Source organism: Streptomyces sp. JNUCC 63, from assembly GCF_054366325.1.
The window spans coordinates 6,697,144-6,721,082 of record NZ_CM135963.1 but is presented as its reverse complement, the minus strand read 5'-3'; the positions used below and the strand labels follow the sequence as shown (position 1 = coordinate 6,721,082).

The 23,939-nt window shown below is 72.3% G+C and carries 25 protein-coding genes and 1 pseudogene; 22 read left to right on the top strand and 4 right to left on the bottom strand.

The features are described 5' to 3' along the window. Window positions 1–14 precede the first annotated feature (14 nt). The 17 genes and pseudogenes from ACX25U_RS31005 to ACX25U_RS30925 all read left to right on the top strand — a co-directional run bounded on the left by ACX25U_RS31005 (window position 15) and on the right by ACX25U_RS30925 (window position 14,516). A complete protein-coding gene (locus ACX25U_RS31005) occupies window positions 15–755 on the top strand; it encodes a DUF6193 family natural product biosynthesis protein (protein WP_454384927.1) in 741 nt (246 codons plus the stop codon). Window positions 756–945: 190 nt separating this feature from the next. Next, on the top strand, window positions 946–1,824 hold the full coding sequence (locus ACX25U_RS31000; protein WP_454384925.1) for a YwqG family protein: 879 nt from the start codon (window positions 946–948) through the stop codon (window positions 1,822–1,824). Then, window positions 1,809–3,050 carry a hypothetical protein gene (locus tag ACX25U_RS30995; RefSeq protein ID WP_454384923.1) on the top strand — a complete coding sequence of 414 codons (1,242 nt, stop codon included), beginning with the start codon at window positions 1,809–1,811 and terminating at the stop codon, window positions 3,048–3,050. Before ACX25U_RS31000 ends, ACX25U_RS30995 begins: the two co-directional genes overlap by 16 nt. Window positions 3,051–3,113: 63 nt before the next feature. Further along, on the top strand, window positions 3,114–3,437 hold the full coding sequence (locus tag ACX25U_RS30990) for a DUF5958 family protein (RefSeq protein WP_454384921.1): 324 nt from the start codon (window positions 3,114–3,116) through the stop codon (window positions 3,435–3,437). Between the two features lie 370 nt (window positions 3,438–3,807). Continuing rightward, window positions 3,808–4,362 (top strand): SigE family RNA polymerase sigma factor, encoded by a 555-nt coding sequence (locus tag ACX25U_RS30985; RefSeq protein WP_454384919.1) that lies wholly within the window; start codon window positions 3,808–3,810, stop codon window positions 4,360–4,362. Continuing rightward, on the top strand, window positions 4,355–4,939 hold the full coding sequence (locus ACX25U_RS30980) for a hypothetical protein (RefSeq protein ID WP_454384918.1): 585 nt from the start codon (window positions 4,355–4,357) through the stop codon (window positions 4,937–4,939). The genes ACX25U_RS30985 and ACX25U_RS30980 overlap by 8 nt, the downstream gene beginning before the upstream one ends. Before the next feature lie 264 nt (window positions 4,940–5,203). Continuing rightward, a complete protein-coding gene (locus ACX25U_RS30975) occupies window positions 5,204–5,698 on the top strand; it encodes a hypothetical protein (RefSeq protein WP_454384916.1) in 495 nt (164 codons plus the stop codon). A 595-nt stretch (window positions 5,699–6,293) separates the two neighbouring features. Continuing rightward, window positions 6,294–6,827 carry a nucleoside-triphosphatase gene (locus ACX25U_RS30970; RefSeq protein WP_454384914.1) on the top strand — a complete coding sequence of 178 codons (534 nt, stop codon included), beginning with the start codon at window positions 6,294–6,296 and terminating at the stop codon, window positions 6,825–6,827. A gap of 173 nt (window positions 6,828–7,000) precedes the next feature. Continuing rightward, window positions 7,001–7,420: a GNAT family N-acetyltransferase gene (locus ACX25U_RS30965; RefSeq protein WP_454384912.1), complete on the top strand. Its 420-nt coding sequence runs from the start codon at window positions 7,001–7,003 to the stop codon at window positions 7,418–7,420. Window positions 7,421–7,441: 21 nt separating this feature from the next. After that, a pseudogene (locus tag ACX25U_RS30960) lies at window positions 7,442–7,678 on the top strand (GNAT family N-acetyltransferase); the annotation flags it as partial. Window positions 7,679–7,830: 152 nt separating this feature from the next. Continuing rightward, window positions 7,831–9,192 carry a hemolysin family protein gene (locus ACX25U_RS30955; RefSeq protein WP_454384911.1) on the top strand — a complete coding sequence of 454 codons (1,362 nt, stop codon included), beginning with the start codon at window positions 7,831–7,833 and terminating at the stop codon, window positions 9,190–9,192. Beyond that, window positions 9,189–10,202 (top strand): hemolysin family protein, encoded by a 1,014-nt coding sequence (locus ACX25U_RS30950; protein ID WP_454384909.1) that lies wholly within the window; start codon window positions 9,189–9,191, stop codon window positions 10,200–10,202. The genes ACX25U_RS30955 and ACX25U_RS30950 overlap by 4 nt, the downstream gene beginning before the upstream one ends. A 77-nt stretch (window positions 10,203–10,279) precedes the next feature. Continuing rightward, a complete protein-coding gene (locus tag ACX25U_RS30945; protein ID WP_454384907.1) occupies window positions 10,280–11,086 on the top strand; it encodes an SGNH/GDSL hydrolase family protein in 807 nt (268 codons plus the stop codon). A 69-nt stretch (window positions 11,087–11,155) separates the two neighbouring features. Further along, window positions 11,156–12,598, top strand: a complete 1,443-nt coding sequence (gene purB, locus ACX25U_RS30940; RefSeq protein WP_454384905.1) for an adenylosuccinate lyase — start codon at window positions 11,156–11,158, stop codon at window positions 12,596–12,598. A gap of 44 nt (window positions 12,599–12,642) precedes the next feature. Further along, entirely contained in the window at window positions 12,643–13,143 is a 501-nt protein-coding gene (mug, locus tag ACX25U_RS30935) for a G/U mismatch-specific DNA glycosylase (RefSeq protein ID WP_454384904.1), read from the top strand. Between the two features lie 54 nt (window positions 13,144–13,197). Continuing rightward, window positions 13,198–13,371, top strand: a complete 174-nt coding sequence (locus ACX25U_RS30930; RefSeq protein ID WP_454384903.1) for a hypothetical protein — start codon at window positions 13,198–13,200, stop codon at window positions 13,369–13,371. Then, the gene (locus tag ACX25U_RS30925) at window positions 13,359–14,516 is read left to right on the top strand and encodes an ROK family transcriptional regulator (RefSeq protein WP_454384901.1); all 1,158 of its coding nucleotides are present in this window, start codon (window positions 13,359–13,361) and stop codon (window positions 14,514–14,516) included. Before ACX25U_RS30930 ends, ACX25U_RS30925 begins: the two co-directional genes overlap by 13 nt. A 16-nt stretch (window positions 14,517–14,532) precedes the next feature. On the opposite strand, the gene ACX25U_RS30920 is transcribed toward ACX25U_RS30925, so the two are convergent. Both ACX25U_RS30920 and ACX25U_RS30915 read right to left on the bottom strand, forming a co-directional pair. Next, window positions 14,533–15,294, bottom strand: a complete 762-nt coding sequence (locus tag ACX25U_RS30920) for a GntR family transcriptional regulator (protein WP_454384899.1) — start codon at window positions 15,292–15,294, stop codon at window positions 14,533–14,535. Window positions 15,295–15,553: 259 nt separating this feature from the next. Next, a complete protein-coding gene (locus ACX25U_RS30915; protein ID WP_454384898.1) occupies window positions 15,554–16,438 on the bottom strand; it encodes an RNA polymerase sigma-70 factor in 885 nt (294 codons plus the stop codon). 171 nt (window positions 16,439–16,609) lie between these two features. Between ACX25U_RS30915 and ACX25U_RS30910 the strand changes: the two genes are divergently transcribed. Further along, the gene (locus ACX25U_RS30910) at window positions 16,610–17,440 is read left to right on the top strand and encodes an alpha/beta fold hydrolase (RefSeq protein ID WP_454384896.1); all 831 of its coding nucleotides are present in this window, start codon (window positions 16,610–16,612) and stop codon (window positions 17,438–17,440) included. A gap of 178 nt (window positions 17,441–17,618) precedes the next feature. Here the strand turns inward: ACX25U_RS30910 and ACX25U_RS30905 are convergent, their stop codons facing one another. Next, complete coding sequence (locus ACX25U_RS30905) at window positions 17,619–17,975, bottom strand: hypothetical protein (RefSeq protein WP_454384894.1); 357 nt, start codon at window positions 17,973–17,975, stop codon at window positions 17,619–17,621. 199 nt (window positions 17,976–18,174) lie between these two features. Between ACX25U_RS30905 and ACX25U_RS30900 the strand changes: the two genes are divergently transcribed. Continuing rightward, window positions 18,175–18,726 (top strand): DoxX family protein, encoded by a 552-nt coding sequence (locus ACX25U_RS30900; RefSeq protein WP_454384892.1) that lies wholly within the window; start codon window positions 18,175–18,177, stop codon window positions 18,724–18,726. A 148-nt stretch (window positions 18,727–18,874) separates the two neighbouring features. Continuing rightward, a complete protein-coding gene (locus ACX25U_RS30895) occupies window positions 18,875–20,326 on the top strand; it encodes an N-acetyltransferase family protein (protein WP_454384890.1) in 1,452 nt (483 codons plus the stop codon). Between the two features lie 67 nt (window positions 20,327–20,393). On the opposite strand, the gene ACX25U_RS30890 is transcribed toward ACX25U_RS30895, so the two are convergent. Further along, window positions 20,394–21,611 carry a trans-sulfuration enzyme family protein gene (locus tag ACX25U_RS30890; protein WP_454384888.1) on the bottom strand — a complete coding sequence of 406 codons (1,218 nt, stop codon included), beginning with the start codon at window positions 21,609–21,611 and terminating at the stop codon, window positions 20,394–20,396. A gap of 59 nt (window positions 21,612–21,670) precedes the next feature. Here ACX25U_RS30890 and ACX25U_RS30885 point away from each other — a divergent pair, with 59 nt between their 5' ends. Both ACX25U_RS30885 and ACX25U_RS30880 read left to right on the top strand, forming a co-directional pair. Beyond that, entirely contained in the window at window positions 21,671–22,177 is a 507-nt protein-coding gene (locus tag ACX25U_RS30885) for an Lrp/AsnC family transcriptional regulator (protein WP_454384886.1), read from the top strand. A gap of 64 nt (window positions 22,178–22,241) precedes the next feature. Next, entirely contained in the window at window positions 22,242–23,933 is a 1,692-nt protein-coding gene (locus ACX25U_RS30880) for a DUF885 domain-containing protein (RefSeq protein ID WP_454384884.1), read from the top strand. Window positions 23,934–23,939 lie beyond the last annotated feature (6 nt).

The window sequence follows — 23,939 nt, the reverse complement described above, 5'->3', positions numbered from 1 at the left end:
CACAATCGGGAGCCGTGCCAACCTCTCCTGATCCCGCTGTCCTGTACCCCGACGTTGCAGCCTGCGGCAGCCTCGCCACAGCGCTCCGGGCCGAGGCGGAAGCCTGTCTCGGCGCCGTGCCCGTCACGTCCCCCGGCTCCGCTCCGCTGCTCCACGCGACCGTCGCGAGCACTCTGCCGCACCGTGGGCCGCTGCATATCAGCGCATGGTTGCACGAACGGCGGTGGTCGATCCGTGGCGAGGAACCGTTCCAACGCATGGCTCTGATCGATGGCAGGACGGACGACCTGGCGGAGGTTGCCAGGGCAGTTCGGGCGTGGCACGACGGGGCGTCCCTGGGCGACATCCGCCGGGCGGCGCCCTTCGTGCACCTGACCGGCCGGTTCGAGGTACCAGACCACGATCCCGCGCGCCTGACGGAATCCGAGTGGCAGAGCATGCGCCAGGAGGCAGGCGAACTGGAGTACGCCTGGCAGGAGACGTACCAAGACCTGATCGAGGCGGCTCACGCCGAGCCGGCCCTGCGCGCCCTTTATCCGTTCACGAGCCACTGGGCGCTGCGCTTCTCGACCACCACTCGCCCTCGCCTGACCATCGTGGGACCGTGCCTTACCGCGAACAGCGACGGCACATACGGAGTGGGCAAGGGCATCATCGGCGAAGACCTCAGCCGGTTCGCCACAGCGCACGAGGCCGTTGCACTGGCCGTGCGCCGGCTGCCGTCCGGCCTCGACCCCATCGCATTCGGCGGATGACTCCACCCAGCACCGGAGCCGTGCCGTCCGCCGTCCGCACAGACCTGGCATTGCTTCTGGTGGGCAGGATGCCGAGCGGTGGCACTGGGAGGGAGGGGGTGTGGCCGTCGTCTCGAGGTCCACGACCGCGGGCTGAGCCGGTGAGCGTGCCGCGAGAGGGCTGCCGAGGTCTCTGTCGGTGGCGCCGTGGATGATCGGGCTCATGACACATGGTTCTCGAGATGCCCTTCGGGCTCTCGCCTTGCAGCATCTTTCACTGGAGATTGCCGAGAAGTGGGTCGTTCTGCTTCGCCCTGGTGTGCGTCTGGAGGCATCGGCCGGCCCTGACGATGGCGTCGGCCGGCTCGGCGGCCTCCCGTCGTTGCCGCTCACCACGGAGTGGCCGGTATGGGATGGGCACGGGCCGCTCTCTTTCGTCGCCTCAATCGACTGCGCGCGCCTGCCGACGGATGCGCTGGACATCGATCTGCCCGATGCGGGAACACTGCTGTTCTTCTACTTCGACGGACAGTTGGACGACGGGGAAGCTCTCGTTCTGGCCGAGGACCGGGAGAGCTGGGCGGGCGCCCGCGTGCTCTACGTGGCCGCCGACGAGAAGGTGGCTGAGCGCGGGACCCCTGCCGGAGTCGAGCCGTACCCGGTGGTGCCGTTGACCGCCCGGGTGGAGATGACGGCGACCGAGCCCTGGCATCCGCGCGTGCGGGACGCCTTCGCTCCAGGTGCCCCGCTTGGGAACCGGTACGACCACCCTGTCTGCTCGCAGGAGTTCCTGGACGCGCTGTGGGAGTTCGACCACGAGGTGGGGCACCAGATCGGCGGCCATGCTCACTCTGTGCAGAACCCGGTGGAGATCGAAATCGCGCAGGCGGTCCTGGACGGCGAGGTGTCCTGGAGCGACCCACGGCTGTCCGAGGAAGCGGGCCGCTGGGTGCTTCTGGCCCAGTTCGACAGCGAGGACGCCGCTGACATGATGTGGGGCGATGCCGGAGCGCTGTACTGGCTGATCCGCCCGGAGGACTTGGCCGAGCGGCGCTTCGAGCGGGTGATGTTCACGTGGCAGTGCGGCTGATGACGGCCGCACCTCCCGCCTGGGGAGTCCAGTACACGCTGAGCCTGCCGAGTGAGGATGCTGCCCGTGCTGCTGCGGCCGAGCTTGCCGGGATGAGGCACCGTCTGACGGCAGTGCGCGTCTGTGATCACTTCCGGTTCGTTCCGGCGAGCTTCTGGTACGGCAAGCCGTCGATGGACCCGGAGCTGGAGGGGTGGTGGCAGGTCTTCTCGCTGGCCGTCTACAGCGGGTACGAACGCCTGGCTCTCGAGCCGTTCTTCCGCGGCGAACGAATTCGGGTGGCCGCTGTGGCCCGCGCCCACGGCGGCTTTCAGCAGGGGCACAGCGAGGGGCATGCTGCGACTCTCGAAGCAGTCTTCACCAGGGATGGCCTGGTCCATGACCAGCTCGGCGCCGAGGTCGCCCTTCCCGTTCCTCTGCCCGAGAATCCCGCGCGACCTCCGGCTGGTCCGCCGTGGAACTGTGACGGAGTCGGCGAGCCCGCAGCGGTGGTCCAGGCCGTGGTGGCGGCCGCAGAGCGCCTGTACGGCAGTGCGGAGAATGCGCCGGATGCCGTGGGGTGGTTGCTCGATGAGGAGTTCGCGTTCGGGGAGCCCTATGGGACGACTGGCGAGTTCCTCGGCGATCTCGCGGATGCCGTAGCCCACCAAGGCACCTGCACCGACACCACGGTCGAGGCTGTCCCCTTCCTCACGGAGCTGGTCTGTGACGACAGCGTCGCTCCCGGCAGCCGCTTGGTTCTGCTCTGCGACCTGTTGCGGCTCGGTGCCTCGGGGCCGGCGGCAGCAGTCTCCTTGGCCGACCGCGTCACAGCACTCGGGGGCGCCTGGGAGGAATCCGCAGCTGAGTACCTGACACGGCGTGCCATCGTCAGCGAGCTGCCGAGGCTGCTGTCCCGCTGGGAAGACGAGAGCGATGCCGTCCGATTCGCTCTCGCCGCCCTCACGGCGGTCTGTAAGGCTCGTGACCAGCACGCACCGTCGATGTTGGCCACGCTCCCGGCTCCGGCAGGCAGCTCCCGCGCCGACGTCGTGTCGCTTATGGCAGCACTTCTCAGTGACGACCGGGAAGGCTTGGTATCGACACTGGACCGGCTGGCCGCCTGGCTGCCCAGCGTTGCCGAGAAGGCCGCCAGCCCGAACGTGGATCTTCAGAATCTGGGACTGACCACCCTTCCAGTCCTCGTCCTCGAAGACGTGGGGCCAGGTATCACAGCGGAGGCGTGATCCATCGTAATCGTGTGTCACCAGACCATCGCCTGGTCCGACCGCTCCCGCTACCCCATGCCCATGCCCATGCACGCAGCGAAACAGCTGGACCCCGACCACCGGTCGGCGCCGCCCGAGGAACAGGGAGGCGAAGCCGTCGCCGAGGACGCACCGGAGAGCATCCGCCGTGCCGGGCTGCGCCCGACGCATACGCCCGCAGTGCTGATCTCACGAGGACGGATCGACGAGCAACTGGGAAAGATCGCCGGTCTCGCGCCCCTCGACGAACGCCGCAAGGCTTTCAGGCTGCTGATCGCGGTGCTCACGATTGCCGACGCGCGGCGCCGCGAGCGCTTCTGCTCCGGCGGCTGCAGTCACTGGTGGCACAGACTGTCCGTCGCCTGACAACCCAGCACCGCACCCCTGAAGGCCACTTCCCGGTTGAGCGCTTTCTGGGGGAGCGGATCCAGTCGCTCTCGGGCAGGTTGGCAGTGCTCATGATGCTCGCCCCCACACGGCCGTGCCCGACCTATCAGCCCTGTGGCCGTTGATGGACGGCGTGCCGGCGTGCGCAGCAGTGGCGGGGTGCGCGTGGCCGGAGTGCTTGCCGTCGTACAGGGCGGCGGCGTGTTGGAGTTGCGTCAGGCCGCGGGGGCCGATCGCGTCCGGCGCCGCCGCGCCGACCGAGCGGCAACGTCCACAGTCCGGCCGTCGTCCAGGATCACGGGGAAACTCCACTGGAGCCGCGCAGCCACCGTTCAGCGTGAGAAGGGGTATGCGACCACCACCACAGAATTTGCCGGACGGTGGTGTGGACGAGCGTGATTTTGACGCCTTCTACACCGCGAGCGTCGGCCGGCTCGTCGGCCAGTTGTACGCGATGACAGGTGACCTGGCTGAGTCTCAGGACGTGGTGCAGGAGGCCTTCGCCCGGGCCTGGGAACGCTGGTCCGAGTTGGACCTGAACGGTGCCCCCGAAGCGTGGGTGCGCACGGTGGCCTGGCGGCTGGCGGTCAGTCGGTGGCGGCGGGCGCGCACCGCGCTGGCCTTCGCCCGGCGGCAGGGTCCACCCGCCGCCGTACCGCCGCCGGAACCGCACCACGTGCTGCTGGTCCAGGCACTGCGGCGGATCCCCGAGGCGCAGCGGCGGGCCGTGGTGCTGCATCATCTGTGTGACCTGCCGGTGGAGCAGGTGGCTGCCGAGACCGGTTGCCCCGTCGGCACGGTCAAGGCGCACCTGCACCGCGGTCGGGCCGCGCTGGCACGCCTGCTGGCCGATACGGACCTCGATCTGCGGACGACCCGGCTGCCGGAGGTGAGGCATGGCTGACAGGACAGAACTGGAGCGGCGTCTGGAGCGGAACCTGGCCGGGCTCGCCGAGTCGGGCCGGCAGCAGGTGATGCCGCTCGCCGCGCACCGGGTGCGGGCCCGTGGTGAGCAGCGCATGCGCCGCCGACGGGCGGCCGTGGCGTTCGGCGGCGCGCTGCTGGCCGCCGCTCTGGTGGTGGGCGGTCTGTCGCTGGTCCGAGCCGCCCGGGTGCCGGAGCCGGCCGCGATCGCGCCGGCGCCGACCGTTTCAGGCTTCGTGCCGCCGTCGCCCGCGCCGGGCGAGGAGTACACCAGTGAACTGGGCTACGTGTACGGCGCGGTGGCGCAGGGCGACATGGTGCGGGTCACCGTCGAGCAACTCCGTACCGTCCGGGGGACCGCGGTGCCCACGGGGGTGGTGCACACGCTGACCCTGCCGCGGGGGACGCTGGTGGAAGCACGGCGGCTCTCCGGCGGGTCCCCTGCAGATATGCAGCTGGACCAGTTGGTGAGCCGGCTGGCTGCCGGGCCGCGGTGGATGTTCGCGATCGACTACAACAGCGAGGGCCGGGTGGAATCCTTGCGGGAGACCGACTGAGGCCGCCGCCGCATTCACGGCATCGAAGTGCAACCCAGAGGCGGGCCAGAGCGTAGAGCTCATGTATCCCGACTGCATCTGATCCGATGGGACCTTGCCGTGCTCACTTCTCGCCGCCGAACCGGCACCCTTTCCCTGACCTCTCTCGCCCTGACCGCTCTCGCCCTGACCGCATGCACCGGCAAGGGAGGCGGCGGGCAGGCGGACGTTGCTGCCCCGGCAACACCGGTGACGGCTTCAGCGTCGGCGTCCGGACAGGCCGCCGTGCCGACCCCGCCCACCGCGACGGTCCCGGCTACTGCGACGACCCCGCCCACCGCGACGCACCCGGCTACTGCGACGACCCCGCCCACCGCGACGACCGCGCCCGCCGCGCCCGGCGAGGGCAGCGCCCCGGCCGGCACGACACGCTGGGCCGGTACCAAGCAGTTCATGCAGATACGCGAGGGCTGGATCAGCGGCGGACGGACCTACCTGTCAGTGCGGACGGCCCGGAAGGTGGCCGCCACGGGCCCGCACGAGGCGTGGTTGATCATCCCCGGTGAAGGGCCCTACACCACGGTGCTCATGGCCACAGACGCCCGGGTGCTGCTGTCGGTCCCGCTGGGCGACAACTCCCACCCCTACCCCTACTCCCAGACCGAGTTCGTCAACCGGCTGATGGCCGAGCCGAGCTCCTCCCGCTCGGGGCTGGGGTACGACCTCAGCTTCGACGGGAAGGGCCGGGTGACCAGGTTGCAGTCGCTGTACACCTCCTGAGTGAGCCGGGAGCGCTTTGACCGAGCCGCTGCTGCCTGGGGGCATGTGCGGCGGCTGGCCAGTATCGTGGGGCCCCGCCCATCCGCCACGCGGGGGACGGACGAGCGGGGCCCGCCCGGATCGCCTACACGAGCAGTCGGCGCGGGCGGTGAAGACGGGGCCGCTGGCAGGGTCGGGCTTTTCGGTTTCGGTACGCCAGCGCGGCACTGTGCCCGAGGGCATCACACGCCGCACACTCGCTTCGTCGTGCCTCGCCTGCCGGGCGTGGGCCCGCACCACCGAAGCCGTCGTCATCCCCTCGGCCTGCGCCACAGGGCGCCCGCATGCCTCACACGGCCACTCCACCTGTGACGCTCCCTCGTCCGCGTGGTGGTCCTGGTGCTCATCCTCACAGCGCGGCAAGGTGGGGTGGCCGATCAGAGGAACAACATGAGCACCACGTCACCACGACTCGACTTGCCGGCCAGGCCGAAGGGCACCGGGCCCGATACGCCGCAGGAGACCACACACAGTCACCAACAGGCTGGACACCACGAGGAACTGGCGACAGTCGAATACGAGAGCCCACCAGTACGAGGGCCACATGGAGCACGAGATGCCGACGAGAATCCTGCTCGAGGGACGCCCGGGCGCGGGCAAAACGACCATTGTCCGCCGATTGGCCGCGCTCCTGCGCACCCGTAGGGCTGTCGGCTTCACCACGGAGGAGATCCGGCACGGCGGCACCCGGAGCGGTTTCGCGCTGGAGACACTGGAGGGCGGTCTGCGAGCCGTGCTCGCCCATGTCGACTTCCCGGGTCCACCAAGGGTGGGCCGGTACGGCGTCGATCTGGACGTCATGGAGCGGCTCGCGCTGCCGCCGCTCAGGTCGGCTGCAGCGGATCCTGCTCCTGGAGATCTCGTGCTCATCGACGAGCTCGGGCGTATGGAGCTGGCGTGCACCGCGTTCCAGGACACGGTCCGGTGCCTGTTCGAGTCCGACATCGACGTCGTTGCAACAGTCCACGCCCACAGCGACCCGTGCACCGACGCCCTGAAGCAGCGCCCTGACATCACGCTCGTCCAAGTGACCCGTACCAATCGGGATGCCCTGCCCGAGGATCTGGCAGCCCGGCTTGAAGGGCCATGAACAAGAGCGCTGCCCCATGATCCCGGGGCGGGTCGGAGCTGGGCCCGGGCAGACGCACATGAGGATTCGGCCGCGGGCTCGCGGCTTGTGGAGACCCGAGACCAGGCCCGCCCCTCGATTCTTCGCACGGAAACCGTTCGCCAGACAGAGCGGCGCTCTGCTTGGCTCACCCCATGAGTGATCTTCGCATCCGCTGCGCCGCCCTCTCGGACATCGATACCGTGCTGCGGTTCTGGCGCGACGCCGCGGAAGGAACGAGCATCAGCGATGACCACGACGGGGTGGCCCGCCTCATCACACGAGACCCCGAAGCCCTGCTCCTCGCAGAGCGCGACGGTCTGCTCACCGGAACCGTCATAGCCGGCTTCGACGGATGGCGATGCTCCGCCTACCGACTGGCCGTACACCCCGACCACCGCCGGCAGGGCATCGCCACCGCCCTGCTGGAAGCCGCGGAACAACGCTTCGCCGCCCTGGGCGGACGACGCGTCGACGCCATGGTCCTGGAAGCCAACGAACAGGCCCACCACACGTGGGCCGCGGCCGGCTACCAGCGCGAGGACCACTGGCGGCGCTGGGTCAAACCGCTGTAGGCGGACGTTTGTGAGCAGCCAGGATTCGACGGCTGGCGCTGTCACCTGTACCGGCTGGCGGTCCACCCGGACCGGCGGCGGCAGGGCATCGGCTCGGCCCTGCCGGCGGCGGCCGAGGAGAGGTTCGTACGGCTCGGCGGGCGGCGCGGCGACGCCATGGTGCTCACCCGCAACGAGACCGCGCACCACGCCTGGCGCGCGGCGGGTTACGCGCCCGAGGAGCGCTGGCGGCGCTGGGTGAAGCCCCTCGCGGACTGACCCCCGAACGCTTCTTTGCCCATCCTTTACTCTTGGAGGAGCACTCGGTCCCGTATGAAAGGTTGTGAGCGTCCGCCCATGGGCGAGCCTCCCCGCGCGCGACACAGCGCGCCCGTCCCTGCCCTGTCCGACCATGGGACGGGGGTGGCCCGATGACCGAAGTGCTCCTGCTGCTGGTGGCGGTGGCGCTCTGCCTCGCCTGCGGCGCCTTCGTCGCGGCCGAGTTCTCACTGACCACCGTCGGTCGCGGCGCCCTGGAGCGGGCGGCCGAGCGCGGCGAGCGCGGCGCGGCGGGCGCCCTGAAAGCCGTGCGGAATCTGACGTTCCAGCTCTCCGGGGCACAGCTCGGGATCACCGTCACCAACCTGGTGGTCGGTATGCTCGCCGAGCCGTCGATCGCCCGGCTGATCGCGGGTCCGCTCCAGGCGCTCGGCATCTCCCGGTCCGCCGCGACCTCGGTGGCGCTGATCCTGGGCACGGCCCTGTCCACGGTGTTCCTGATGGTGGTGGGCGAGCTGGTGCCCAAGAACTGGGCGATCTCCTCGCCGCTGGCGGTGGCCCGGCGGGTGGGCAACCCGCAGCGCTGGTTCAGCGCCGCCTTCCGCCCCTTCATCACCCACCTGAACAACACGGCGAACCACGTGGTGCGCCGGCTCGGAGTGGAGCCCGCCGAGGAGCTCGCCTCCGCGCGCGGCCCCCAGGAGCTCGTCGCCCTGGCCCGGCACTCCGCCAAGGAGGGCGCCCTGGAGGCGGACACCGCCGAGCTGTTCGTACGGACGCTCAACCTCGCCGACCTGACCGCGGAGAACGTGATGACCCCGCGCGTCCAGGTCGTCGCCCTCGACGCCCAGGCGACCTGCGAGGACGTGGCGAACGCGACCCGGGCGACCGGACTGTCCCGCTTCCCCGTCTACCGCGGCGGCCTCGACTCGGTCGTCGGCACCGCCCACGTCAAGGACGTGCTGGCGCTGCCCGCGGAGCGCCGCGCACGCGTGCGTGTCTCCGAGATCATGCGCGAGCCGCTGCTGGTCCCCGAGTCGCTGACCGTCGACCGGCTGCTGGACCGGCTGTCCGGCACGCGCACGATGGCGGTCGTCATCGACGAGTACGGCGGCACCGCGGGGGTGGCGACGCTGGAGGACATCGTCGAGGAGGTCGTCGGCGAGGTCCGCGACGAGCACGACCCGCACGAGACGCCCGACCTCGCCCCGGCCGGGGCCGACGAGGAGGGACGCGGCCTGTACTCGGCGGACGGCTCCGCGCGCATGGACCAGCTCGCGCGAGTGGGGCTGCGGGTGCCGGAGGGGCCGTACGAGACGCTCGCCGGCCTCGTCGCCACCGAGCTCGGCCGGATCCCCGAGACCGGCGACGTCGTTCAGGTCGGCGGGTGGCGGCTGGACGTGGTGGACGCGAGCGGCCGCCGGGCCGCGCGCGTGCTGCTGCACGCTCCGCTCGACGACGGGCGGAGCGAGGAGCACGCGCAGCGGCACGACGAGAAGAGGGCCGGCCGGTGACCACCGTACAGATTCTGATCGGTCTGGCGACCCTGGTCGTCAACGCCTTCTTCGTGGGCGCCGAGTTCGCGCTGATCTCGGTGCGCCGCAGCCAGGTCGAGCCGTACGCCGAGGAGGGCGACCGGCGCGCCAAGAGCGTGCTGTGGGGCCTGGAGCACGTGTCCGCGCTGCTGGCGGCCGCCCAGCTCGGCATCACCCTGTGCACGCTGGTCCTCGGTGTGGTCGCCGAGCCCGCGATCGCGCACCTGCTGGAGCCGGTGTTCCACGCGGTCGGCGTGCCGGCGGGCGCGGGCCACGCGGTGTCGTTCGTGATCGCGCTGACCCTGGCGACGTATCTGCACATGCTGTTCGGCGAGATGGTGCCGAAGAACATCGCGCTCGCGGAGCCGGTGCGCAGCGCGCTGCTGCTCGGGCCGCCGCTGGTCGCGCTGTCGCGGGCGCTGCGTCCGGTGATCTTCACGGTGAACACGTTCGCGAACACCCTGCTCAAGCTGTTGCGGGTGGAGGCGAAGAACGAGATCTCGGCGACCTTCACGGACACGGAGCTGGCCGAGATCGTCAAGGACGCCAGTGAGGCCGGCCTCATCGACGACCGGGCGCAGGAGCGGCTGCACGACGCGCTGGAGCTGGGCAGCCGGCCGGTGCGCGATGTCGTCCTTCCGCTGGAGCGCGTGGTGTACGCGAGCCTGGGCGTCACGCCGGAGCAGCTGGAGCAGCTGTCGGTCGAGTCCGGCTTCTCCCGCTTCCCCGTGGTCGACGAGGGGCGCCGGATCGTCGGCTACCTGCATGTGAAGGACGCCCTGGACGCCTCGCCGCGCGAAGTGCCGTTCCGGCTGCGGGACATGCGCCCCATCGCGCGGGTACGGGAGGGCACACCGCTGGACGACGTGCTCACCGCGATGCGGGGCAGCCGTACGCACCTGGCGGCGGTGCTGGGGGCGGACGGACGGCTGGCCGGCCTGGTGACGATGGAGGACGTGCTGCGGGAGCTGTTCGGCCAGCCGGTCTGAGCGGGACGCCCGGACGCCCCTGAGCCGACCGACCGCTTGGTATGGCGGTGGGGTGCCGGGATACGATCGCTCACGCCATGCAGACGAATCCCGCATACTCCAGCCTGGTCGCGGTCGGCGACTCCTTCACCGAGGGCATGTCGGACCTGCTGCCCGACGGTTCCTACCGGGGCTGGGCCGACCTCCTCGCGGCGCGGATGGCCGCCCGCACGCCCGGTTTCCGCTACGCCAACCTCGCCGTACGGGGCAAGCTCATCGGGCAGATCGTCGACGAGCAGGTGGAGGCGGCGGCGGCCATGCGGGCCGACGTGGTGACGCTGGTGGGCGGCCTGAACGACACACTGCGACCCAAGTGCGACATGGGCAGGGTGAAGGGTCTGCTGACCGAGGCGGTGGAGCGGCTGGCGCCGTCGTGCGAGCGGCTCGTGCTGATGCGCAGTCCCGGCCGGCAGGGTCCCGTCCTTGAGCGCTTCCGGCCGCGCATGGAGGAGCTGTTCGCCTGCGTCGACGAGCTCGCCGAGCGGCACGGCGCCCTCGTCGTCGACCTGTACGGGGCGCCGTCGCTGGGCGACCCGCGGCTGTGGGACGTGGACCGGCTGCACCTGACGGCGGAGGGCCACCGCCGGGTCGCGGAGGCGGTGTGGCAGACGCTCGGCCACGAGCCGGAGGACACCGAGTGGCGTACGCCCATGCCGGCGACCGTGCCGCCGGGCTGGCTCACCCGCCGGGTCGCGGACGCCCGCTTCGCCCGGCAGCACCTGCTGCCCTGGATGGGCCGGCGGCTGACCGGCCGCTCCTCCGGCGACGGCCGCCCGCCGAAGCGGCCCGAGCTGCTGCCCTACGAGGAGGTGGCGCGGCCACCGGCCGACGCGGAGCTGTCATAGCCTCTCGTAGCTTCCGACAAACACCCCCACTGCGCCGGCCTGCACGAATCGCCAGTAGAATCCACACACGTGACTTCAGCGCCCGCCAAGCCCCGCATCCCGAACGTCCTCGCCGGACGCTACGCCTCCGCCGAGCTCGCCACGCTCTGGTCGCCCGAGCAGAAGGTGAGGCTGGAGCGGCAGCTCTGGCTCGCCGTGCTGCGGGCCCAGAAAGACCTCGGCATCGAGGTCCCGGACGAGGCGATCGCCGACTACGAGCGGGTCCTCGACCAGGTGGACCTGGCCTCGATCGCGGAGCGCGAGAAGGTCACGCGGCACGATGTGAAGGCGCGGATCGAGGAGTTCAACGACCTCGCCGGGCACGAGCACGTGCACAAGGGCATGACCTCCCGCGACCTGACGGAGAACGTCGAGCAGCTGCAGATCCGGCTCTCGCTGGAGCTGATGCGGGACCGCACGGTGGCCGTCCTGGCCCGGCTGGGCAGGCTGGCCGCCGAGTACGGCGAGCTGGTCATGGCCGGACGCTCGCACAACGTCGCCGCGCAGGCCACCACCCTCGGCAAGCGTTTCGCGACCGCGGCGGACGAGCTGCTGGTGGCCCACGGGCGGGTCGAGGAGCTGCTGGGCCGCTACCCGCTGCGCGGCATCAAGGGCCCGGTCGGCACGGCCCAGGACATGCTGGACCTGCTCGGCGGCGACGCGGCCAAGCTCGCGGAGCTGGAGCGGCGCATCGCCCACCACCTCGGTTTCTCGCGGGCGTTCACCTCGGTCGGCCAGGTCTACCCGCGGTCGCTGGACTACGAGGTCGTCACCGCGCTGGTGCAGCTGGCGGCGGCGCCCTCCTCGCTGGCGAAGACGATCCGGCTGATGGCCGGGCACGAGCTGGTCACCGAGGGCTTCAAGCCGGGCCAGGTCGGCTCCTCGGCGATGCCGCACAAGATGAACACCCGCTCCTGCGAGCGCGTCAACGGCCTGATGGTGATCCTGCGCGGCTACGCCTCGATGACCGGCGAGCTGGCCGGCGACCAGTGGAACGAGGGCGACGTGTCCTGCTCGGTGGTGCGCCGGGTCGCGCTGCCGGACGCGTTCTTCGCGCTGGACGGCCTGCTGGAGACGTTCCTGACGGTGCTCGACGAGTTCGGTGCCTTCCCCGCGGTGATCGCCCGCGAGCTGGACCGCTATCTGCCGTTCCTGGCCACGACCAAGGTGCTCATGGGCGCGGTGCGGGCCGGGGTCGGCCGCGAGGTCGCCCACGAGGCGATCAAGGAGAACGCGGTGGCCACCGCGCTGGCGATGCGTGAGCAGGGTGCCGAGCGCAACGACCTGCTCGACAAGCTCGCCGCCGACGAGCGCCTTCCGCTCGACCGCGCGCGGCTGGAGGCGCTCATGGCGGACAAGCTGTCCTTCACCGGAGCGGCGGCCGACCAGGTCGGCGTGGTCGTGGGCCGGATCGAGGAGATCGTGAAGCAGCGCCCGGAGGCCGCGTCCTACACCCCGGGGGCGATCCTCTGACCCGCTTCACCCCGGCGGAACTGGAGGCCGCTCGCGACCGTCCGGTGCCGGACGTCGTCGCGGACGGCCTTCGCGTGCTGTTCTGCGGGATCAACCCCGGTCTGATGTCGGCCGCGACCGGCCACCACTTCGCCCGGCCGGGCAACCGGTTCTGGCCGGTGCTGCACCGGTCGGGGTTCACCCCGAGGCTGCTGAAACCGTCGGAGCAGGGCGAGTTGCTGTCGTACGGGCTGGGCATCACGAACGTCGTGGCGCGGCCGACGGCCCGGGCCGAGGAGCTGACGCCCGAGGAGTACCGCGAGGGCGGGCGGCTGCTGGCGCTGAAGGTGGCGCGGCTGCGGCCGGGGTGGCTGGCCGTGGTCGGCGTCACCGCGTACCGGGCGGCGTTCGGCGACCGCAGGGCCCAAGTGGGGCCGCAGGAACGGACGATCGGCGACACGCGCGTGTGGGTGCTGCCCAATCCGAGCGGGTTGAACGCGCACTGGACGGCCGAGACGATGGCGGAGGAGTTCGCACGGCTGAGGGTGGCCGCTCAGGCGTCGTAGCGGCTCACGGCGGGCCCCGGCGCTCGATGAGCCGCTCCCCCGGTCCGTGACACGGTGTCCAGTGAACCGGCCACCACCGACAACTGGCGGCGCGTCAGAAACCCGCCCGCCCACCGGGCGCCGGTCCGGGGGCGCCTGGCCGTCCCGGCGCTCGCTGCCCCGGCCCGTGCCGAGTACGATCCGCCCAACACGCGCACGAGCTGGGAGGACGGACGGTGGGGCGGCTGACCGGCGGGGATCCCTCGCTGCTGCGAAGGATCAACTCCGCGGTGGTGCTGCACGCGCTGCGTGCCACGGACTGTGCGACGCTCACGGAGATCACCCGGGTGACCGGACTGTCCCGGCCGACGGTCGAGGGCGTCGTGGAGGACCTCATCGCGGCGGGGCTGGTCGTCGAGAAGGCCGCCGAGGAGGGTGCCGCCCGGCGGCAGGGGCGGCCCGCGCGGCGGTTCCGGTTCCGGGCCGAGGCCGGACATCTGCTGGGTCTGGAGATCGGCGCGCACCGGGTGGCCGCGCTGCTGGCGGACCTGGACGGGCGCGTGGTGGGCGCCCAGGCCAAGGACGTGGAGGAGACGGCCGAGGCGGACGAGCGACTTGAGCGGCTGCGCGGCGCGGTCGCCGAACTGCTGCGCCGGGCCGGCGTCCCGCGCAGCTCGCTGCGGGCCGTCGGGGTCGGCACGCCCGGCATCGTGGAGGCGGACGGCACCGTACGGCTGGGCACCGCGCTGCCCGGGTGGACGGGCCTGCACCTGGGCGAACGGCTCAGCCGTTCCTTCAAGTGCCCGGTGCTCGTGGAGAACGACGCGAACGCCGCGGCGGTCGCCGAGCACTGGAAGGGCGCCGCCACCGAGTCCGACGACGTGGTCTTCGTGCTGGCGGGGCTGAGCCCGGGCGCCGGTTCGCTGATCGGCGGGCGGCTGCACCGCGGGTACGGCGGGGCCGCCGGCGAGATCGGCGCGCTGCACCTGCTGGGCCGGGGGGAGACGCCCGAGACGCTGCTGTCCACCACGGACCAGCCGCTGCACCCCCTGGACGAGCAGGCGGTGGCCGGGGTCTTCGCGCTGGCCCGCGAGGGCCACCGGCGGGCCCGCGCGGCCGTGGACCGCTTCATCCAGCGGCTCGTCCACGACGTGGCGGCGCTCGTGCTGGCCCTGGACCCCGAACTGGTCGTCGTCGGCGGCTGGGCGGCCGGTCTGGACGGCGTACTGGAGCCGCTGCGGCGCGAGCTGGCCCGCTACTGCCTGCGGCCGCCCCGGGTGACCCTCTCGGTGCTCGGCGAGGCGGCCGTGGCGACGGGCGCGCTGCGGCTGGCCCTCGACCACGTCGAGGAGCAGCTGTTCGCGGTGGAGGGCACGGTGACGGCCCGCCGCTGAGAGCGGTGCCGGGGCGTCAGGAGGCCTGGCGCTCCGGCCCGTGGTGGATCTCCACGCCGCCCGAGTCCCCGAAGGTCAGCCGGCAGGTGTCCGCGCGGTAGGTGGCGACGGAGATCGCGGCGGTGCGCCCCTGGGCGACGAAGCGGGTGGTGACGACGAGGACGGGCGCGCCGGGCAGCCGGTCGAGCTCCTTGGCGTCCTCCGCGCGGGCCGAGCCCAGCTCGACGGAGCGCTCCTGGTTCTCCAGCTCGAGGCGCTGCAGCTCGCGCAGTACGGCACGCGCGCGTGCGGGTCCGGACGGTGCGTCGATCGCGGTCAGGTCGGGTACGGACGCGGCCGGAATGTAGAGCAGTTCGGCGGCGACCTGCTGGCCGTGGCTCGTCCGCGACCGGCGCACGACGTGCACGGCCTCCTCGCGGCCGCTCTCCAGGGCGTCGGCGATCGCGGCGGGCGGGACCGCGTGCGCACAGTCCACGCTCTGCCAGGCGTCACCGGCCGTCCCGGGCCAGTCGTGCTGCTCGGTGCCGACGGCCACGCCCACGCGTGGGGGCGCGACGGTCGTACCGACGCCGCGGCGGCGCTGCAGCCGCCCCTCCAGCTCCAGCTGCTCCAGGGCCTGGCGGAGCGTGGCGCGGGCCACCCCGAAGCGGGCGGCGAGCTCCCGCTCGTTGGGCAGGATCTCGCCCACCGAGAACTCGGAGTCCAGTGCCTCACTGAGCACGGTCTTGAGATGCCAGTACTTCGGCTCCGGCACCGATCCCAGCTGCGTGGTCCCCACCCTGTCCTCCGCGATCGCCGTGGTTCGCCGACGTTTTAGCGCCCTTGTTTATTAAAGGTTGTTGTACTTATCTGCGACCTTAGGACGGCCCCCACCCTTGGTCAAGACCAATCATCGATCCCTCGGGCGGCGCGCGGGCGCGTGTCGCACGGCGTTCACAAGCCGTTCGCGCCAGGGTGTGTCCGTGATGTCACGGCAAAACCCCCGTCGCGGGGGCGGGGGCCTGCGGCAGTCGGACGGACGGTCCGGGGCGGGTGGCTCAGGCGTCGGCCAGAGTCTGCAGTTTGTCGGGGTTTCGGATGATATAGACGGCCTGGACGCGCCCGTCGGCGACGTCCAGCTGGAAGACGCTGTCGGGCTTGCCGCCGGACAGGGCCAGCACCGCGGGCCCTCCGTTGACTTCCAGGAAGCGCACGGACAGGTCCGGGATGCCCGTCCGTGCCACGCCGACGAGGAAGCGGCCGACCTTGCCGGCGCTCCGAAGGACCCGCAGCGGCGCCTTGGACTTGCCGCCGCTGTCGCCCACCAGCCGGGCGTCCGGCGCGAGCAGCGACATCAGCCCCTCCAGGTCGCCGCCCGCCGCCGCGGCCAGGAACCGCTCGGTCAGGTCGCGCCGCTGGGCGGGATCGGCCTCGTAACGGGGCCGCCGTTCCTCCACGTGCCTGCGGGCCCGCCCTGCCAGTTGGCGCACCGCGGGCTCGCCGCGGTCGAGCAGGGCGGCGATCTCCGCGTACGGGTGGCCGAAGGCCTCCCTGAGGACGAACACCGCGCGCTCCAGCGGCGACAGCGTCTCCAGGACGACCAGCACGGCCAGCGACACGGAGTCGGCGAGCACGGCCCGCTCCGCCGCGTCCGGGACGGTCTCGGCAAAGTCGGTGACCAGCGGTTCCGGCAGCCAGGGGCCGACGTACGACTCGCCGCGCGCCTTGATCTGGCGGAGCCGGTCGAGGGCGAGGCGGGTGGTGACGCGCACCAGGTACCCGCGGGGCTCGCGCACGGCGCTCCGGTCGGCACCGGACCAGCGCAGCCAGGCCTCCTGGAGGACGTCCTCGGCGTCGGCCACCCGGCCGAGCATGCGGTAGGCGACGCCCATGAGGACGGGCCGGTGTTCTTCGAATACGTCGGTCCCCGTTTCGGTGGTCACGGCCCCATCCCAGCCGACGCCTGCGGCCGTGTCCAGACGCCCGGCCTTGTGTCGCGGCGGCCGAAGCGGACGGTACGGCCGACCGGACCCCCTCAGGGGCTACCCACGGGTAGCAATTGCTGACAAGCTGTCTACCCGTCGTTCGCCAGCGATTCCCGACGAGGAGCACCCATGTCCGCCACCGCCTCCTTCAAGGTCCCCTCTGCGCGCGGCCCGCGGACCGTGACCCTCTCCTACACGCGCGTGGGCAGCGGCGAGCCACTGCTCCTGCTGCACGGCATCGGGCATCACCGTCAGGCCTGGGACCCGGTGGTCCACCTGCTCGCCGCCGAGCGCGAGGTGATCGCCGTGGACCTGCCGGGCTTCGGTGTCTCCCCCGCGCTGCCCGACGGGCTGCGGCACGACCTGCCCACGATGAACGCCACGCTGAGCGCCCTGTGCGAGGCGCTGGAGATCGAACGACCCCATGCGGCGGGCAACTCCCTGGGCGGCCTGCTGGCCCTGGAACTGGGCCGCGAGAAGCTCGTACGGTCCGTCACGGCCCTGTCGCCGGCCGGGTTCTGGACCCAGGCCGAGCGGCGTTACGCGTTCGGCGTGCTGCAGACGATGCGCGGCATCGCGCGGCGGATGCCGCTGCCGCTGGTCGAGCGGCTCTCCCGCACGGCGGCCGGCCGCGCCGCCCTGACCAGCACCATCTACGCCCGGCCCACCCGCCGTTCACCCGAGGCCGTGGTCGCCGAGACACTCGCCCTGGCGCGGGCCACCAGCTTCGAGGACACCCTGCGGGCAGGTGTCGACGTCCAGTTCACCGACGACGTCCCCGGCATCCCCGTCACGGTGGCCTGGGGCACCAAGGACTGGCTGCTGGTGCGCCGTCAGGGAGTGCGCGCCAAGCAGATCATCCCCCGGGCCCGCCTGGTACGGCTGCCCGGCTGCGGCCACGTCCCGATGAACGACGACCCAGCGCTGGTCGCCCGCGTGATCCTCGACGGCAGCCGCTGACCGCCGCCTGCCTCCGGCCCGGACCAGCGGTCCCCGGCGCCCGGCCGCCCGGGATCGCCGCGGGCCGGCACCTCATCACCCCGCCGCCCGGGCGGCACGGGCCCGAGGAGCGGTTCCTCCCGCGCGTGACCAAGACCCGTGCCGCGGTGCGCACCCTGTCGGCGTACACGTGTGCCGGTTACCCGGAGTCCGGGACGAGTCGGCCACTCGCGGTTTCCGCGCGCGCCGCACCGAACCAGTGCGAGCGGCAGACCGCCCGCCGTGGCCGTGCCGCGCGAGAGACCGAGGAGCGGGACCGAGGCCGTTCCGCGGCCTCGGCGTGGAGCCGGCCGGACAGCCACCGAACGATCGCGGCGACGGAACCGGGCAGCGGGCGCCCGTTGCCCCGGTCGGCGAACCACGTGCGTCCGGCGCCCTCGGCCGGCGGAGCGCGTACGAAGGCCGCCGTGGCGCCCTGCGGCAGATGCGCCACGAGCCGGGCGAACGACACCTCGCCCTCGCTCCCGCCCCCGCAGAGCGACGACTCCTGGTACATGGGCCGTGACTTGGCGGCAGCCGACCCCTGTGCATCGGCGGGGAGCCGGGGCGGCACCGTGGCCCCGGGACCGCACGGTCGACCTTGGCAGGCTACTTGAAAGTTGAAGCAATGGCGGGTGGTGAGTTAACTTGAACCTTCAAGTTCAGGCATCGGCGTCGCACGGCCCCTGCCACCCAACCCACGAGGAGTCCTCCCCTTGACCACCCCCGCCACCACCCTGTCCCGCCCCGCCGCCGCGCCCGAGAAGGCTCCGGCCACCCCCACCCACACCTATGACATCGGCCTGCTCGTCCTGCGCCTCGCACTCGGCCTGGCCATGGCCGCGCACGGCACCCAGAAGCTGTTCGGCTGGTTCGGCGGGGGCGGCATCGACGGCACCGGCCAGTTCTTCGCCGCCGTCGGTTACCCCTCACCCAGGACGTTCGCCGTCGTGGCCGGGCTCACCGAGACCCTCGGCGGACTCGGCCTCGCGCTCGGCCTGCTCACCCCGCTCGCCGCCGCGGCCGTCGCCGGCACGCTGGTCAACGCCATCGCCGTCAAGTGGGGCGGCGGCTTCTTCGCCCCGGAGGGCGTCGAGTACGAGCTCCTCATCGCCCTGTCCGCGGTGGCTCTCGCCCTGACCGGCCCCGGCCGGATCGCCGTGGACCGGCTGCTGCCCCGGCTGCGCTCGCACCGCGTCGCCCACGGCGTGGCCGCGATCGCGCTCGGTGCCGTCGTGGCCGGCGTCACGCTGCTGCTGCGACACTGACGCGGAACTCCCGTCACCCCGCGCCGCACGTTCGGGCCGGGGAGCCGTCGACCGGTCCGACTCCGCGCCAAAGAGGACAGAACGCCACTTTACCGATCAGTCACAAAGCGTTCGCGGTCAGGCAACACCGTTCCTTCACAGTGATTGCATGACTCGAGACATGTCGAACATGACGCGGGCGAGGCACGGTCGTCCGGTGCGCCACTGGCGGCGGGACGTCGTCGAACTGGCCGCGCTCTTCACGGCGGTCGCCGTGGCCGACGGAGTGGCGAACCTGATCGGGCACGGACCGGACGGTCCGGCCCTGCTGGTGATCGCGGCGTTCGCGCTGGTCGCGACGGCGGCCTTCCACATCTGGTGGGCACGGCGCCACGGTCACGCACCGCCCGGGGGCGATACCGTTGCCCGGCCGCCCGCCGCCGAGCGGCGGCAGGCCGGGCCGTCCGCCGCCCCCGCGGCGCCCGGGGAGGCGCCGGGAGACAGCGCGCTGTGGCGGATGCGGACGACCGTGCGGGACACGCCCGGTTCACTGGCCGCGCTGTGCGCGGCGCTGGCCGCCCGCCACGTGGACATCCTCAGCCTGCAGACGCATCCGCTGGCCGAGGGCACGGTGGACGAGTTCCTGCTGCGCGCGCCCGGCGGGATCGAGGCGTCCGGCATCACCCGGGCGGTCTCGCTGGCCGGCGGAACCGACACGTGGATCGAACGGGCCGATGCGCACGACCTGGTCGACGCGCCGACGCGAGTCCTGGGCCTGGCCACGCGCACGGCGCTGGACGCGGCGGAACTTCCGCTGGCGCTGCGGCAGTTGCTCGGGCGGTGCACCATCCGCTCGCTGCCGGCCAGGCCGGTCGGCGGCGGCCGTGGCCCCGAGGAGGTGCCGGCCGAGGGCGTCCTCGAGGACACGGTGATGCGGCTGCGGGCGCCGGAAGGCGGAACGATCACCGCGGAGCGGCCGTATCTGCCGTTCACACCCACCGAGTTCGCACGGGCTCGGGCGCTGGTGGAGCTGGATGCCCGGCTCGGAGCGCGCATCCCGCGCGGCCAGGACGTGCTGACGCTGCCCGAGGGCGACGCGATCACCGTGCGCAGGGCCGACACGGACGACCTCGCGGCGGCCAGGGCGATGCACGAGCGCTGCTCGCCGCGCACCCTCGCCATGCGCTACCACGGGCCGGTCGGCGACGCCGACCGCTACCTCAACCACCTGCTCAGCCCGCGGTTCGGACGGACCCTCGCCGCACAGACCGCCTCCGGACGGATCATCGGCCTCGGCCATCTGCTCTGGGACGGCGACGAGACGGAGGTCGCGCTGCTCGTCGAGGACGAGTGGCAGCGGCGCGGCATCGGCGCCGAACTGCTGGGCCGGCTGGTGACCATGGCCGTCGAGGCCGGCTGCGCGAGCGTGTACGCCGTGACGCAGTCGTCCAACACCGGCATGGTCGCCGCCATGCACGGCCTCAACCTCCCGCTCGACTTCCAGATCGAGGAGGGCACCCTGGTCATCACGGCCCGCCTGGACGCCACCCCGGTGGCCTCCCGACTGCCGTACGGCACCGGCAGGCACGAGGAGTACGAGGGGCCCCGCCTGCGGGACTGAGCCACGGGACCGTGCCAAGGGTGTGCGGCCCGGCTCCCCCGGGCCGCACACCCTTCTCCGGCTCCGCTCAGCTCATCGCCTCGTGCAGGCCCTTCACCGGCGACGGCCCCGGCCGCTCCCCCAGCGCCCGGTCCAGGTCGGCCCACAGGTCCTCGACGTCCTCCAGGCCCACCGACATCCGCAGCAGCCGGTCACCGACCCCGGCACCCCGCCGGTCGTCCGAGTCGACGATGCGGTGGCTGATGGACGCAGGGTGCTGGATCAGCGTGTCGACGCTGCCGAGGCTCACGGCCGGCGTGATCAGACCGACGCCGCCGATGACGGCGTGCGGGTCGCCGTGCACCTCGAAGGAGACCATCGCGCCGCCGATCGACGGGTAGTGCACGCGGGCGACACGCGGGTCGTCCGCGAGGCGGGCGGCGAGTTCCGCGGCGGTGGCGGAGGCGGCCCGCACCCGGACCGGCAGCGTGGACAGGCCGCGCAGCAGCAGGTATCCGGCCAGCGGATGCAGCACCCCGCCGGTGGCGAACCGCACCTGCCGCAGCCGCCCGGCCAGCTCCTCGTCGCAGGCCACCACGCCGGCCATCACGTCACCGTGCCCGCCCAGGTACTTGGTGGCGCTGTGCAGCACCAGGCGCGCGCCCTGCCCGGCCGGGCGCTGCAGCACGGGTGTGGCGAAGGTGTTGTCGACGAGGAGCGGGACGGAACCGCAGGCATGGGCGACGGCCCGCAGGTCCACCTCGGCCAGCGTCGGGTTCGCCGGCGTCTCGACCATGACCAGGCCGGTGTCCGGGCGCAGCGCGTCGGCGACCCCGGCCGGGTCGGTCCAGGTCACCTCGGTGCCGAGCAGTCCGGCGGTGAGCAGGTGGTCGCTGCAGCCGTACAGGGGGCGTACGGCGACCACGTGCCGCAGGCCCATCGCGGACCGGACGAGGAGGACCGCGCTGAGCGCGGCCATGCCGCTGGCGAACGCGACCGCGGCCTCGGTGCCCTCCAGCCGGGCCAGCGCGGTCTCGAAGCGGGCGACGGTCGGGTTGCCGAGCCGTCCGTAGACCGGAGTGCCGTCGAGTTCGGCGCCGTCGGTGGCGAAGGCGTCGATGCGGGCGGCCTCGGCGCGGCTGTCGTAGGAGGGGTAGGTGGTGGACAGGTCGATCGGCGGGGCGTGCAGTCCCTGCCGGGCGAGGTCGTCACGGCCGGCGTGCACGGCCTCGGTGGCCAGTGCTCTGGGTGCGGTGCGTACGTCGCCGTACGCGGGCGTGCTCGCGGTATCCAGGGGCGTGTCCATGTCGGAAGAGTGAACATGGGCCGGGGCCATGGGGCCGATTGCCGTGTTACGTTCGCCACATGGCCGAATCTGTCGTACTGGATCCGGTGGATCTCCATCTGCTGCGGCTGTTGCAGAACGACGCCCGGACCACCTACCGCGACCTCGCCGCGCAGGTCGGCATCGCTCCGTCGACCTGCCTGGACCGGGTGACCCGGCTGCGCCGCTCGGGGGTGGTCCTCGGCCATCGGCTGCGGCTCGACCCCGCCAAGCTGGGCCGGGGTCTGCAGGCCCTGCTGTCGGTACAGGTCAGGCCGCACCGACGGGAGCTGGTGGGGCCGTTCGTGGAGCGGATCCGGGCCCTGCCGGAGTCGCTGACCGTGTTCCACCTGACCGGCCCGGACGACTACCTGGTCCATGTCGCGGTCGCCGACATGGCCGATCTGCAGCGGCTGGTCCTGGACGAGTTCACCGCCCGGCGGGAGGTGGCCCGGGTGGAGACCCGGCTGATCTTCCAGCAGTGGGACTGCGGCCCCCTGCTGCCACCCGGCGCGGCGACGGCCACGCCCTCCGCGAAATCGGACTGAATTCGGCCCGGAGCCCGCGATACCGGGCTGACGGGAGCCGCCTGTCCGTATGAGGATGGTCCGCATGTCACAGACCAAGAGCCCGCTGCCCCGTCAGGTCGCCGACGCCTACGTCGACGAACTCATCGCCCTCGACCCGATCACTGGTACGTATCTCGGCGTGAAGGAGAGCTCCAGCAGGCTGCCTGACACCTCGCCCGCCGGGCAGCAGGCGCTCGCGGACCTCGCGCGCACCACCCTGACCCGGCTGGAGGAGGCCGAGCGGCAGCCCGGCGCGGACAGTGACATCGAGCGCCGGTGCGCGCGCCTGCTGCGCGAGCGTCTCACCGCCGAACTCGCCGTGCACGAGGCCGACGAGGGCCTGCGAGTGGTGAGCAACATCCACAGCCCGGTGCACTCGGTGCGCGAGGTCTTCACGCTCACCCCCACCGGGACGGACGAGGACTGGGCGGCGATCGCCGAGCGGCTGCGGGCCGTGCCGGCCGCGCTGCGCGGCTACCGCGAGTCCCTCGCCCTCGGCCTGGAGCGCAAGCTCTACGGCGGCCCGCAGCCGACGGCCACCTTCATCGAGCAGCTGACCGAGTGGTCGGACACCGACGGCCAGGGGCGCGGCTGGTTCGAGGACTTCGCCTCCGGGGGCCCCGAGGCCCTGCGCACGGAGCTGGACGAGGCCGCCCGCGCGGCGACCGCGGCGGTGGTGGAGCTGCGGGACTGGATGCGCGACGCGTACGCGCCGACGATCGGCGACGCGCCGGACACGGTCGGCCGCGAGCGCTACGCCCGCTTCTCCCGCTACTTCAACGGCACGGACCTGGACCTGGACGAGGCGTACGCGTACGGCTGGTCGGAGTTCCACCGTCTGCTCGGCGAGATGAAGAAGGAGGCCGAGAAGATCCTGCCCGGCGCCGAGACCCCGTGGGCGGCACTCGCGCACCTCGATGAGAACGGCACGCACATCGAGGGCGTGGAGGAGGTCCGCGCCTGGCTGCAGGGCCTGATGGACGAGGCGATCGAGGCGCTGGACGGCACGCACTTCGAACTCGCCGAGCGGGTGCGGAAGGTGGAGTCGTGCATCGCGCCGCCCGGCGGCGCCGCGGCCCCGTACTACACGGCGCCGTCCGCCGACTTCTCGCGGCCGGGCCGGACCTGGCTGCCGACCATGGGACAGACCCGCTTCCCGGTGTACGACCTGGTGTCCACCTGGTACCACGAGGGCGTCCCCGGCCACCACCTCCAGCTCGCCCAGTGGGCGCACGTGGCGGACGACCTCTCGCGCTACCAGGCCACCGTCGGCGGGGTCAGCGCCAACGCCGAGGGCTGGGCGCTGTACGCGGAGCGGCTGATGGACGAGCTCGGCTTCCTCACGGACCCGGAGCGGCGGCTCGGCTACCTGGACGCACAGATGATGCGGGCGGTCCGCGTGATCATCGACATCGGCATGCACCTGGAGCTGGAGATCCCGGCGGACTCGCCGTTCCACCCGGGCGAGCGCTGGACGCCGGGGCTGGCGCTGGAGTTCTTCGCCGCGCACAGCAGCCGCCCGCGGGACTTCGTGGAGAGCGAGCTGATCCGCTATCTGTCGATGCCCGGGCAGGCGATCGGCTACAAGCTGGGCGAGCGGGCCTGGCTGCTGGGCCGTGAGAAGGCCCGGGAGCGCCACGGTGACGCGTTCGACGCGAAGGCCTGGCACATGGCGGCCCTCTCCCAGGGTTCGCTGGGCCTGGACGACCTGGTGGACGAGCTCTCGCGGCTGTGAGCCCCG